Origin of the sequence: Pacificoceanicola niger (genome assembly GCF_048553275.1) — a bacterium.
Lineage (GTDB): Bacteria > Pseudomonadota > Alphaproteobacteria > Rhodobacterales > Rhodobacteraceae > Pacificoceanicola.
On record NZ_JBLZMW010000001.1, the window covers coordinates 109749 to 122025 of the forward strand.

Sequence of the window (12277 nt, forward strand, 5' to 3'; positions counted from 1 at the left end):
CACGGGGGCAAAGAATCCCGTCATCTCAGCGGTGCACCCGCGCTATACCGCTGCATCTTGCAAGGTGGCCGCAATGGCGGCAAGCGCGGCACGTATGGGTGGATCGTGCCGGGCGTCCTGATGCGAGACCAGCCATTCGTCATGGCCGATCGCGGGAATCGGATCGGAGAAGGCGTGCAAATCCGCCTCTGCGTCTCCGGCAAAACAGGGCAGGACGAGTCGGCCAAAGCCTGAAAGCGCGAGATCAAGGCACAGCCGCGTGTCGCTCGCGGTTGTGGCGATTCTGTCGGCATGATGCTCGCGCACCCATCGCTGGGAGGGCGGCAGCGCGTCGGTGCCCGGCAATGTCACGAAACCGTCCGGCGCGCCCGCCACCCCGTAGACCGCATAGTCGATCCGCCGCAGCCGTTGCCGCGCCAGCCACGGATGATCCGGCGCCCGGTTGCGAATGCCGATGTCCGCCTCCCGCCGGGCAAGATCCAGCGGCGCATTTGACGGCACGAATTCCGGGATCCAGTCGGCCGCCGGATCGGGCCGCAGGCGCTGGGCGAGGAAGCGGGAGGTCCAGAAACCGGCGGTGATCCGCACCCGACGCGGGCCGGGATCGGCGCTCTGCCATCGCGCAATCCGGCGCTGGATCGCCGCGAGATCGCCGATTTCCCGCACCAACGCCAGCCCCTCGGTGCTCAGCGCGTACCCGGCCTTGCCGCGAAGGAACAGCGCCTTGCCGCTGTCCTGCTCCAGCTTTCCCATGCGCCGGGACAGCGTCGGAAGCGGCACGCCGCTGGCCTTGGAGGCCTGCGTCAGAGAGCCGCCCTTGGCCACGAGCAGCAGCAGCGCGAGATCATCGAGGCTCAGATCACTTTCATTCATGAAAATAGGGTTGTGGAGATCGTCCGTATTTTCAAGAGAAAACGCGCGGCAAAGTGTAGGCATCTGCCCCATCCTCTCTCAGGAGTGAAACCTATGACTATGCCTGTCCTGCTCTCTCCGCTTCGCGCCGCACCACAGCCTGTGACCGAACGGGACATCATCCACGCCCGTGTCCGCAGCCGCAAAGAATGGGCGCGCAGACGCCGGCTGCTGCGCTTGCGCGCGTTTATTTTTGGCCGAACCAAAGAAAAAGGGCCGCCCAATTGGCTGCCCTTTTCGGTGGTCTGGGTTCGGAAAACCGAAAAGCCCGGCTGATCGCGGGTGCGCCTAGTCGCGCGTCCCGGCAAACCGCTCCTGCCACTCGGCACGCTGATCGTCGGTGATCTTGGAGAACAGGTTCTCCGGCACGCTGAACGCATGGCCGACCTTCAGCCGCGACAGCGCCTCTTCCACGTTCACCGGCCAATTCGTGTTGTCGCAGGCCATCGCCTCCAGCATCGCTTTGCTCGCGCCCGGTATGAAGGGCGACGACAGAACCCCGTAAAATTGAATCAGGTTCAGCGCCAGTGCGATTTGCGTGGCCGCCTTGCCCTCGTCTTCCTTGATGGTCGACCACGGCGCGGCCTCTTGCAGATATTCGTTGCCCATGACCCAAAGCGCCCGCAGCGCCGCCGCCGCCTTGCGCACCTCAATGGCGTCCATGTGGTTCTGGTACTCGTCGAGCTTGGCCTGCATGTCGGTCAGCAGTTTTTGCTCCAGCGGGCCAAATGCGCCCTTCTCCGGCACCGTCTCGCCGAATTTCGAGCGGCAGAATTTGGTGACGCGGCTGACGAAATTGCCCAGCACGTCCGCCAGATCCTTGTTCACATCCTGCTGAAAGCCTTCCCATGTGAATTCCGCGTCCGAGCTTTCCGGCGCGTGGGACAGCAGCCACCAGCGCCAGTAATCCGCCGGCAGAATATCCAGCGCCTGATCCATGAAGACACCGCGCCCGCGCGAGGTGCTGAATTGGCCGCCGTCATAGTTCAGGTAGTTGAAGGATTTGATATAATCCACCAGCTTCCACGGCTCGTTCGAGCCGAGGATCGTCACCGGGAACGACAGCGTGTGGAAGGGCACGTTGTCCTTGCCCATGAACTGGGTATAGCGCACATCGTCGGCGCCCTTGTCGGTGCGCCACCAGCGCTCCCAATCGTCGCCCTTGCCCGCGTCGACCCATTCCTGCCCGCAGGCGATGTATTCGATCGGCGCATCGAACCACACATAAAAGACCTTGCCTTCCATGCCCGGCCACGGCGCGTCGCCCTTCATCACTGGCACACCCCAGTCGAGATCGCGGGTGATGCCGCGATCCTGCAAGCCATCACCGTCGTTCAGCCATTTCTTGGCAATCGATGTGGTCAGGATCGGCCAGCCGGTGCGGGTGTCGATCCACTCTTCGATGCGGTCCTTCATGGCGGACTGGCGCAGGTAGAGATGCTTGGTCTCGCGCATTTCCAGTTCGGTCGAGCCGGAAATTGTCGAATGCGGGTTGATCAGGTCGACGGGATCAAGCTGCTTGGTGCAGTTGTCGCATTGATCGCCGCGCGCACTGTCAAAGCCGCAGTTCGGGCAGGTGCCCTCGATATAGCGATCCGGCAGGAAGCGGCCATCGGCGTGAGAGTACATCTGGGTTTCCGACACTTCGCGGATCAGCCCCTCGTCATCGAGGCGGGCGGCGAAATGCTGGGTCAGTTTGCGGTTCTGCGCCGAAGAGGACCGTCCGAAGTGATCGAAGGACAGGCCAAAGCCCTCCGCGATCTTTGCCTGAACCGCCCACATCTCGGCGCAATACTCGGCCACGGGCTTGCCCGCCTTGGTGGCGGCTAGTTCGGCGGGAGTGCCGTGTTCGTCAGTGGCACAGAGGAACAGCACCTCGTTGCCGCGCGCGCGTTGATAGCGGGCGTAGAGGTCAGCGGGCAACTGGCTGCCCACGAGGTTCCCGAGGTGCTTGATCCCGTTGATGTAGGGAATGGCGGAAGTAATCAGATGTCTGGCCATGTCTCACCTCTTTCTCGCGTTTGCGCGCTGATTACCGCATGGGCGCGAGGAGGGCCATAAGGATTTAACGGCACGGCGATGCCAGGTCCGGCCTGCAACAGGTCCGCCACCCATGCGCAACGGTCCGGGCAGAACAGCAGGACGGCCTGCCCGGACCTTTGCGCCTCAATACGGCATCGGATGCGCCTTATGCGCCGTGTCGATGGCCTCCTTGATCTCGTCCGAGAGTCGCAGCTCTGCCGCGCCAAGCAGCTGCTCCAGCTGGGGCACATGAGTCGCGCCAAAAATCGAGGAGGTGACGAAGGGCCGCTGCGCCGACCATGCCAACGCCATGTGCACGGGATCGACGCCAAAATCCTTTGCAATGTCGAGATATGCCTGCACCGCGTCGAACACGCGCGGCGTCTTGCGCCCGCCAAGATCGCCGTTGATGGCCATGCGAGAGCCGTCCGGAACCGCCCCGCCCTGATACTTTCCGGTCAGCAGCCCCGCGCCGAGGGGCGAGAACGGCAACAGACCGACATCCTCGTTGACCATCAGTTCCGCCAGATCGGTGTCCGCCAACCGGCACACCAACGAGTATTCGTTCTGGATCGAAGCGACGCGCGGCCCACCTACCTCTTCGGCCACCTTGAGCCACATCGCGGTGCCCCAGGCGCTCTCGTTCGACAGGCCAAAGGCCCGGACCCGGCCCTTTTCCACTTCGCGCTGCATCGCGCCCAGCACGTCGGCCATATGCTGCATGGTGTCTTCACGGTTCTGGCTGGAAGGATCGTACCGCCAGTTCTGCCGGAAACAATAGCTGCCCCGGTTCGGCCAGTGCAGTTGATAGAGGTCGATGTAATCGGTCTTGAGCCGCTGCAGCGAGGCCTCCACGGTCTGCGGAATGAGAGCGCCGGTGATCGGTGCCCCGTCGCGAACCTTGGCGTTGCCGGCACCGGTGATCTTGGTGGCCAGAACGTAATCCTTGCGCCGTCCGGTCTTTTCGAACCAGGTCCCGAGCACACGCTCGCTGTCGCCCACGGTTTCGGCCTCGATGGGGTTGACCGGATACATCTCGGCACAGTCGATGAAGTTGATCCCCGCATCCAGCGCCATGTCCATCTGCCGGTGCGCCTCGGCCTCCGCAGTGTGGCGGCCATAGGTCATGGTGCCAAGGCATAGTTCGGAAACCTCGATGCCGGTACGGCCGAGCGGGTTCATTTTCATGGCGTCTCTCCTGTCTATCGCGTTTGCGCGACCATAGCTCCGACGCCGCGAATGCCAAGAGCAGGGGGCGGGATGCACCGAATCTCTTGGAGAACAAAATAAGAACATATACCTTACCTGCATGAGACCCGTTGATCCCTTGCTCGCCCGACGCCCGCATCGTCCGCCCCCCGCGCTGACGTTCTGGGACGAGGTGCGCCTGCCTTATGCGCGGGTGCACGAGGTGTGCGGCCGCGCACGGCGGACCATGGCCCTGTGGATTGCGCGCCAGATGACCGGCGGTGTGTTCTGGATTGCCCCGCAACGCAGCGGGGCAGGGGGCATGGGGGGCGCGAACGGACTGAACCCGGACGGCGTGGCGCCGCTGATTGATCCGGGACGCATCACCTTCGTCGATCCGCGCAGCGTGACGGATCTGCTGTGGTGTGTGGAGGAAGTGCTGCGCAGCGGTGCGGTGCCGCTGGTCGTGGCGGAATTGCCCGAGCCGCCGGCCATGACACCCGTGCGCCGCTTGCACCTCGCTGCCGAAACCGGCGCGGGCGCGGGGGTGTGCCAGCCTTTGGGGTTGTTGCTGACGCCGGACCGTGGCGGCGCGGCGGGGATCGAGACGCGCTGGAGCCTCGATCCCGCGCATCCTCCGGGCCGCGATCTGTGGCGTCTGGAGCGCCTGCGGGCGCGGATGCTGCCGCCGAAGGGCTGGTGGTGCGATGGTGCCGGGCTTCAGGCCGAGGGTGCGGGGCAAAGCCCCGCCCTACAGGCCGTTGCGCTTGGGGGATAGGCAGAACTGCAGTGGCGGTCTCGCGGAACTCCGGCGGTCCCGGTCCTTAAAGCGGCGCCCCGGCGAAACGCCGATACGCCGAGTGAACGTTGGGTGTTTGGCAAAAGAGAAGATGGCCCAACGCGCAGCACCCGGTTCTCTTATCCGGTTCGTGCCTTGCCGGCCGATGGGCATCGTGCCAATCGCGCCTTTTCGCGGTGCAGATGGGTAAACGGCCAATCCTCGGCGTGGCTGACAAGCCCGGCCTCGACGGGTGCCAACCGGCAGTACTCCAGATGAACACGCAGATCTTCGGCGCTGCGGATGTGATGCTCCCAGAAGCGTCTCTGCCAGATGCCCGCGTCTCCAGGCCGTGGGTCTCGTAGGGCGGGGCTGTGCCCCGCACCCGCTGCCTTTTGCAGGGCCCGGCTGAACCGCCCCTTTATCGCCCCCCAGCGGCGCGAATACCTGCAATCGCCCTCCGGCAGTCGCCAGATCGTGTGCATGCGGTCCGGTAAAACCACCCAGGCCAATACGGTTACCGGCTGTTCGCCGAGCGTGCGCCCCACAGACCATCGCAGCGTGTCGATTTCATCAATCAGCAGTCTGGATCCCGCCCGCGCAAGGCAGACCGTGAAGAAAACCGTGCCACCCGGCACCCGCACTCTTTGATACGCAACCATATATCCAGCATCGCGCACCGTGGTTAAGTAAAGCTGAATCGCGCAGAGCCCCGCGCGCCCCACAAAACGACACGCCGGGTCGCATCTTGCCGTGACAACCTGCGGGAAGCCTGCTTTTACCAAGGGATGCGCCTCATTGTGTCCTTCGCCGCCCTTTTCCTCTCGGTCATCCTGCTGCAGCTCTCTTCCGGGGGCCTTGGCCCGCTGGATGCGCTCTCGGGGTTCGCGCTGGGCTTCAGCACAATGCAGATCGGCCTGCTCGGCTCCGCGCATTTCCTTGGCTTCTTTCTGGGGTGTTGGTGGGCGCCGCGCCTCATGGGCTCTGTCGGTCATTCGCGGGGCTTTGCCGCGTTCACCGCGCTCGGCATCATCGGCATTCTCGGGCACAGTCTGACCAACAGCGCCTATGCTTGGGCCGGATTGCGGATCGCGCAGGGGATGTGCATCGCCGGCTGCTACACCGTTGTCGAGGCCTGGCTGCAATCGAAGGTCACCAACGAAACCCGGGGGCGCGCCATGGGCGCCTACCGGGTCGCCGACATGAGTGCCTCTCTCGTGGCGCAGCTGATGATCTCGGTGCTGGAACCGGCGCATTACGCCTCCTACACGGTGCTCGCGGTGCTTTGTGCGGCCTCGCTTCTGCCACTCACGCTCACGCGGCTCGATCAACCGGCGGTGCCTGCCGCGCCGCGTCTCAACCCGCGCCTTGCCTGGGACCGCTCGCCGCTGGCTGTGGCCGGGGTTCTGGTCTCGGCGCTCTCCGGCGCATCCTTTCGCATGGTCGGTCCGGTCTATGGCTCCGAAGTGGGCCTGGCCACGTCCCAGATCGCCCTGTTTCTCGCGGCTTATGTTGCTGGCGGTGCGATCTCGCAACTGCCGGTGGGATGGCTTGCGGACAAGTTCGATCGCCGGATCGTGCTGATCTGGCTCTCCGTCGCTGCGATCGCAAGCTGTCTGCTCACCGCAACCGTGCAGGGCCTGCCTACGGCGGGTGTCATGGCCACGGCCGCGATTTTCGGTCTGTTCACCTTCCCGATCTACTCGGTCTCGGCCGCCCATGCGCATGATTTTGCGCAGACCCACGAACGGGTCGAACTCTCTGCCGCGCTGATGTTCTGGTACGCGGTCGGCGCCATCGCCGCGCCCTGGGTCGCGTCCGCGCTGATCCAGAGCTATGGCCCTCCGGCGCTGTTCGCGCTGATCGCGATCGGCCATGTGGCGCTGGTGCTTTTTGGCGTCGTTCGGATGCGGGCCCGGCCGCCGTCGGAGGAGCGCACCGCCTATATCTATGCGCCGCGTACCTCCTTCACCGTGGGCCGCCTGATGTCGCGTTTCCGGGAAGCCGACAAGCCCTGACTGCGCCTGAAGATCGCGCCTTCGTGCGACTGGCTTACTCCAAAACCCGGGCGCTTCCCCTTGATTGGCGGAGGTTTGCCGCCGATATCGTCTTACACGGGCGGCGCTATCGCATAACCCGTGTCGAAGTGCCAAGTAGAGTGCAGTCCGAGCAGGAAGGAATACAGATGATCCGCAGAGCTTTCACCGCAGGCCTTTTGGCCATTGGCACGCTGGCCGCGCTGCCCGCACAGGCGCAGCAACTCTCCCTTGGCCAGATCTCGCGGTACCTCAACACCCTCAAGGCCGTGCAAGGCTCATTTACGCAGATCAACGCCGATGGCACGATTTCCACCGGCACCATTGCGATCAAGCGGCCGGGCAAGGTGCGGTTTGACTACAATCCGCCGGAGCGGGCATTGGTGCTCGCCTCTGCGGGGGCGGTCTATATTCTGGACCGTAAGTTGAACGCCCAGCCAGAGACCTATCCGCTGAGCCAGACGCCGCTGTCGATCATTCTCGACCGGACTGTTGATCTGACGCGCGCGGGCATGGTGACGGGGCACAGTTATGATGGCACCGCGACCACCGTGACCGCGCAGGATCCGAAGCGGCCCGAATATGGCACCATTCAACTGAAGTTCACCGGCAACCCGGTGCAGCTGCGCCAGTGGATCATCACCGATGGTGATGGCAACCAGACGACGGTTGTGCTCGGCGAACTGGAGGCGACCGCTCTGCCGAACAGGATGTTCTACATTGATCCGGAACTGGCCAAGCTGCGCTGACACAGCGCCCATGACCGCCGGCCGGTCCCTTCCACACAGAGCGCAACGCAAAAGCCCCGAGAGATCCCGGGGCTTTTCGCATGTCCAAGGGGTCCGGGCTTACCAGCCGTTCGGACCCTTCTCGGCAAAGGCATGCACGAGAAAGTCGATAAACGCGCGGACCTTCGGCTGGGTGAAGCGGCCCGGCGGGTAGACGGCATAGATGCCCTGAGTCTCGATCGGCAGATCGGGGATCACCTCCTCGACCAGACCTTGCGCCATGGCGTCGTGATAGAGGTAGGAGGGCAGGTAGGCGATGCCGAGCCCGGCAGTGCAGGCATTGAGCAGCGACTGCCCGTCATTGACGGTCAGCCAGCCAGCGGTGCGCACCTGGCGCTTTTCGCCGGACGGCGCGGTGATTTTCCACACATTGCCCGACGACTGGTTGGAATAGTGCAGAAGCTTGTGTTCGTTCAGATCGTCGATCCGCTGCGGACGGCCGAATTGCTCGAAATATTTCGGCGAGGCGATCATGCGCTTGGTCGTTTCGGTCAGCTTGCGGGCGCGCAGGGTGCTGTCTTCCAGCTCCCCGATGCGGATCGCCATGTCAAAGCCTTCCGAGATCAACTCGACGTAGCGGTTGTTGAGCACCATGTTCACGGTGATATCCGGAAATTCGGCGAGGAAATCGCCCAGAACGGGCGACAAATGGTTCACCCCGAAATCCGTCGCCACGGAAATCCGCAGCAGCCCGGAGGGGGCCGATTGCATCGACGTGACCAGCGCGTCGGCCTCTCCGGCGTCATTCAACACACGGCGTGCCCGGTCGTAATAGGCCAGCCCGATCTCGGTGGGCGAGACCCGGCGCGTCGTGCGATTGAGCAAGCGCGCACCAAGACGGGCCTCCAGCGACGAGACGTGCTTGGACACGGCGGATTTCGAAATCCCCATCTTTTTCGCGGCGTCGGTAAAACCTCCCTGATCCACAACCGTGGCGAAGGCTTCCATTTCCGTGAGTCGGTCCATGCGCGGCTCTCTTTCTGCATTCTGTGTCCTGCCGTTTTGCCGTTCAAGTGAGGCTGAACTTGGGCATCCGCGGGACAATTGCGGGGTAATGCAGCCCTTGTTTCAAGGCAGGAAACGGGCAGGCGCGCGGTCACGATGTCGGCAAGAGCGCGCCGCTGCCCCCCGCCGAGGCTTGGTTTCGTCAGGATCGTGCTAGGATTTGCGCACAACCAAAAAGGAGGAATTGTCATGTCGATTCGTGCAATGATCGCGGCGACCGCGCTGGTTTTCGCGGCGTCCGCGGCCCCGGCACAGCAGGGCGGAGAGACTCCGGCGCCGGAGAACGCGGCGGTCTACTTCGTCAATCTGGGGAATGGCGACACCGTCTCGTCGCCGGTCACGGTTGTCTTTGGCCTGTCCGGCATGGGCGTCGCTCCGGCCGGTACGGAAAAGGAAAACACCGGCCACCATCACCTGCTCATCGACCGGCCGGCCTTCGGCAAGGGCGAAGATGGCATGGAAGAGATGATGTATGGTCTGCCCTCGGATGAGCATCACCGCCATTTCGGCGGCGGCCAAACCGAAGTCACGCTCGATCTCGCACCTGGCCCGCATACGCTGCAGCTCGTGTTGGGCGATGCCGGGCACGTCCCGCACAGCACCCCGGTGATGTCCGAGCAGATCACCATTACTGTCGAATAACGGCTCAGCACACGAAAGCGGCGCGCCCGGAGTGGGCGCGCCGTTCTGTCGCTTGATCAATTCAGGCGTCGGCGTTCACGCCGCGTCGCGCTGATGCACACCTTCTTCCACTTCCTCGACGATCTTGCTGACGAAAGCCTTCAGATCACCCGGATTGCGCGAGGTGATTACGCCTTTGTCCGTCGCGACCTCCTGATCGACCCAGTTGGCACCGGCGTTGATCACATCCGTCTTGACCGACGGATAGGATGTCATGGTGCGGCCCTTGGCAACACCGGCCTCCACCAACACCCAAGGGGCATGGCATACGGCGGCGATCACCTTGCCGGATGTTTCGAAATCCTTGACCAGCGTCAGCACGCTGTCTTCTACGCGCAGCAGGTCAGGGTTGATCTGGCCGCCCGGAATGACGAGGGCGTCGTAATCGGAATGCTTGGCGTCGGCGATCTTGAGGTCGGCCTCGGCCTCGCGGCCCCAACTGTTGCCTTCCCAGCCGGTGATGGCCTTGCCGTCAAGCGTGGCCACGTGCACCGTGGCGCCCTTGGCGCGCAGTTGATCGCGCGGGAATTCCAGTTCGGATTGCTCGAAACCGTCGGTCGAGATGATGAGGATCTTCGCAGAGTCGATGCTCGGCATGGTATGTCTCCTTTCACTTGCGTGATTTGGAAGACCAACACCACAGGGCGGCCTCTTGTTCCATCACAAGGCACAATCGGCGGGCCGCCGCAGCGCGCCCGCCGATCGCACAGGTCACAGCCTCGCGGCGAGCCGCACCCCCTGATCAATGGCCCGCTTGGCGTCAAGTTCCGCTGCGACATCGGCCCCGCCGATGACGTGGCAGGGGATGCCGGCCGCATCGAGATCATCCGCCAACGTGCGGTTTGACAGCTGCCCGGCACAGAGCACAACCGTATCACAGGCGATCACCTCGGGCCGCTCGCGCGCTTCACCATAAGAAATGTGTAGGCCCTCATCGTCGATGCGCTCGTAATTCACGCCCGCCTTCATCTCGACGCCCTTCATCTGCAGACCGGCGCGGTGAATCCAGCCGGTGGTCTTGCCAAGCCGCTTTCCGGGACGCTCCGATTTGCGCTGCAACAGGGTCACACGGCGCATCGGCTTGTCCGGCTGCGGCCCATCGGGCGACAGGCCGGAGCGGTGCTCGGACGGGTCCGTCACACCCCACTCGCGCAGCCAATCGGGCAGGTTTTCGGTCGGGCTCTCCCCGGTGACGAGAAATTCCGAAACGTCAAAGCCAATGCCCCCGGCGCCGATCACCGCGACGCGCGGACCGACCTCGGCCCCACCTTTGAGCACATCGACATAGCCAAGAACCTTGGCGTGATCCTGACCGGGGATCTGCGGATCGCGGGGCGTGACGCCGGTGGCGATGATCACCTCGTCAAACCCCTTCAGGGCCTCGGCGTCCGCCTCCGTTCCGAGCTTCAGTGTGACCCCCTGCGCCTGCACCATGGTCGCGAACCAATCGACCAGCCCGTCAAACTCTTCCTTGCCCGGCACCTTGCGCGCCATGTTGAGCTGCCCGCCAAGCGCCTCGTCCTTGTCGAACAGCGTCACCTGATGCCCGCGCCCGGCGGCGGTGATCGCCGTGGACAGACCCGCAGGCCCGGCGCCGACAATGGCAATGCGCTTGGACGCGGCGGCTTTTTCAACGATGATTTCCGTCTCGTAACAAGCCTTTGGATTGACCAGACAGCTCGACACCTTGCCCGCGAAAGTGTGGTCGAGACAGGCTTGATTGCAGGCGATGCACGGCGCGATCTGCGCCGCCTTGCCCGTTGCGGCCTTGGACACGAAATCCGGATCGGCAAGGAACGGCCGCGCGAGCGAAACCATGTCGGCGCATCCAGTCGACAGGACCTCTTCGGCCACCTCCGGCGTGTTGATGCGGTTCGAGGTGATCACCGGGATGCCCACGTGGCCCATCAGCTTTTTCGTGACCCATGCAAAAGCCGCGCGCGGCACGGAGGTGGCGATGGTCGGCACGCGGGCCTCGTGCCAGCCGATTCCCGTGTTGATGATCGTCGCCCCGGCTTTCTCGATCTCCTGCGCCAATTGGATCACTTCGTCAAAGGTGGAGCCATCGGGCACCAGGTCGATCATCGACAACCGATAGATCACGATGAACTCCGGCCCGACGGCTGCGCGCACCCGGCGAACAACCTCGATCGGCAGACGAATGCGGTTCTCATAGGAACCGCCCCAGCGGTCGGTCCGCTTGTTGGTGTGCTTGACGATGAACTGGTTGAGGAAATAGCCCTCCGAGCCCATAACCTCGACGCCGTCATACCCGGCATCTTTCGCGCGGGTTGCGGCGGTGACCATGTCGGAAATCTGCTTCTCGATGCCCGCCTCGTCAAGCTCCTTCGGAGGAAACGGCGAAATCGGCGATTTGACCGCAGAGGGCGCCACGCACTCCGGGCTATAGGCATAGCGACCGGCGTGCAGGATCTGCATGGCGATCTTGCCGCCCGCTTCGTGCACGCGGTCGGTGACCACCCTGTGATTGGCAATGTCTTCGTCAGAGAAAAGCCCGGCGGCTCCCGGCCTTACCCCGCCTTCGCGGTTCGGCGCCATGCCGCCCGTGACCATCAGGCCGACATCACCCCGGGCGCGGGTTGCGTAGAACTCCGCGACGCGGTTCCAGTCGCCGGTCTCTTCAAGATTGGTGTGCATTGAGCCCATGACCACCCGGTTCTTCAGGCTGGTGAACCCGAGATCGAGCGGGGCGAGCATATGCGGATACGTGGACATGGCGGACCTCCCATTGGCCGTGGCTGGGCGCAGAACACATCATGTGCCGGGATGTGTCACGGTGAAACGCTGCGTCACGGCGCATCCGGACCGCAGAGCAGAGACATCTGGAGCGGAAATCCTGGCCGGGG

At 63.8% G+C, this 12277-nt stretch carries 11 protein-coding genes; 4 read left to right on the plus strand and 7 right to left on the minus strand.

What is annotated here, in order from left to right; genetic code table 11:
- Positions 1-42: 42 nt before the first annotated feature.
- The 3 genes from ACN2XU_RS00520 to ACN2XU_RS00530 all read right to left on the minus strand — a co-directional run bounded on the left by ACN2XU_RS00520 (position 43) and on the right by ACN2XU_RS00530 (position 4122).
- Entirely contained in the window at positions 43-936 is an 894-nt protein-coding gene (locus ACN2XU_RS00520; RefSeq protein WP_419408423.1) for a LysR family transcriptional regulator, read from the minus strand.
- 264 nt (positions 937-1200) lie between these two features.
- Positions 1201-2913, minus strand: a complete 1713-nt coding sequence (gene metG, locus ACN2XU_RS00525; RefSeq protein ID WP_419408424.1) for a methionine--tRNA ligase — start codon at positions 2911-2913, stop codon at positions 1201-1203.
- A gap of 165 nt (positions 2914-3078) precedes the next feature.
- A complete protein-coding gene (locus tag ACN2XU_RS00530) occupies positions 3079-4122 on the minus strand; it encodes an aldo/keto reductase (protein ID WP_419408425.1) in 1044 nt (347 codons plus the stop codon).
- A 121-nt stretch (positions 4123-4243) separates the two neighbouring features.
- On the opposite strand from ACN2XU_RS00530, the gene ACN2XU_RS00535 reads away from it, so the two are divergent.
- Positions 4244-4900, plus strand: coding sequence for an ImuA family protein (locus ACN2XU_RS00535; protein WP_419408426.1), 657 nt, complete (start codon positions 4244-4246; stop codon positions 4898-4900).
- A gap of 140 nt (positions 4901-5040) precedes the next feature.
- Here ACN2XU_RS00535 and ACN2XU_RS00540 read toward each other — a convergent pair whose 3' ends face one another.
- Entirely contained in the window at positions 5041-5835 is a 795-nt protein-coding gene (locus tag ACN2XU_RS00540; protein WP_419408427.1) for an REP-associated tyrosine transposase, read from the minus strand.
- On the opposite strand from ACN2XU_RS00540, the gene ACN2XU_RS00545 reads away from it, so the two are divergent.
- Positions 5737-6918: an MFS transporter gene (locus ACN2XU_RS00545; protein ID WP_419408817.1), complete on the plus strand. Its 1182-nt coding sequence runs from the start codon at positions 5737-5739 to the stop codon at positions 6916-6918. The two genes, ACN2XU_RS00540 and ACN2XU_RS00545, sit on opposite strands and share 99 nt — an antisense overlap.
- 167 nt (positions 6919-7085) lie before the next feature.
- On the plus strand, positions 7086-7685 hold the full coding sequence (locus ACN2XU_RS00550; protein WP_419408428.1) for a LolA family protein: 600 nt from the start codon (positions 7086-7088) through the stop codon (positions 7683-7685).
- A gap of 99 nt (positions 7686-7784) precedes the next feature.
- Here the strand turns inward: ACN2XU_RS00550 and ACN2XU_RS00555 are convergent, their stop codons facing one another.
- Complete coding sequence (locus ACN2XU_RS00555; RefSeq protein ID WP_419408429.1) at positions 7785-8690, minus strand: LysR family transcriptional regulator; 906 nt, start codon at positions 8688-8690, stop codon at positions 7785-7787.
- 228 nt (positions 8691-8918) lie between these two features.
- Between ACN2XU_RS00555 and ACN2XU_RS00560 the strand changes: the two genes are divergently transcribed.
- Positions 8919-9371, plus strand: a complete 453-nt coding sequence (locus ACN2XU_RS00560; RefSeq protein WP_419408430.1) for a DUF4399 domain-containing protein — start codon at positions 8919-8921, stop codon at positions 9369-9371.
- A gap of 75 nt (positions 9372-9446) precedes the next feature.
- Here the strand turns inward: ACN2XU_RS00560 and ACN2XU_RS00565 are convergent, their stop codons facing one another.
- On the minus strand, positions 9447-10007 hold the full coding sequence (locus ACN2XU_RS00565) for a type 1 glutamine amidotransferase domain-containing protein (RefSeq protein ID WP_419408431.1): 561 nt from the start codon (positions 10005-10007) through the stop codon (positions 9447-9449).
- Between the two features lie 114 nt (positions 10008-10121).
- Positions 10122-12146, minus strand: coding sequence for an FAD-dependent oxidoreductase (locus tag ACN2XU_RS00570; RefSeq protein WP_419408432.1), 2025 nt, complete (start codon positions 12144-12146; stop codon positions 10122-10124).
- Between the last annotated feature and the right edge of the window lie 131 nt (positions 12147-12277).

Coding starts and splice junctions, on each gene's coding strand:
- ACN2XU_RS00540 (WP_419408427.1), bottom strand. CDS start 5,835: ATGCGCGGAGCCGAGCAGGCCGATCTGCATTGTGCTGAAGCCCAGCGC.
- ACN2XU_RS00550 (WP_419408428.1), top strand. CDS start 7,086: ATGATCCGCAGAGCTTTCACCGCAGGCCTTTTGGCCATTGGCACGCTG.
- ACN2XU_RS00530 (WP_419408425.1), bottom strand. CDS start 4,122: ATGAAAATGAACCCGCTCGGCCGTACCGGCATCGAGGTTTCCGAACTA.
- metG (WP_419408424.1), bottom strand. CDS start 2,913: ATGGCCAGACATCTGATTACTTCCGCCATTCCCTACATCAACGGGATC.
- ACN2XU_RS00570 (WP_419408432.1), bottom strand. CDS start 12,146: ATGTCCACGTATCCGCATATGCTCGCCCCGCTCGATCTCGGGTTCACC.
- ACN2XU_RS00555 (WP_419408429.1), bottom strand. CDS start 8,690: ATGGACCGACTCACGGAAATGGAAGCCTTCGCCACGGTTGTGGATCAG.
- ACN2XU_RS00560 (WP_419408430.1), top strand. CDS start 8,919: ATGTCGATTCGTGCAATGATCGCGGCGACCGCGCTGGTTTTCGCGGCG.
- ACN2XU_RS00565 (WP_419408431.1), bottom strand. CDS start 10,007: ATGCCGAGCATCGACTCTGCGAAGATCCTCATCATCTCGACCGACGGT.
- ACN2XU_RS00535 (WP_419408426.1), top strand. CDS start 4,244: ATGAGACCCGTTGATCCCTTGCTCGCCCGACGCCCGCATCGTCCGCCC.
- ACN2XU_RS00520 (WP_419408423.1), bottom strand. CDS start 936: ATGCCTACACTTTGCCGCGCGTTTTCTCTTGAAAATACGGACGATCTC.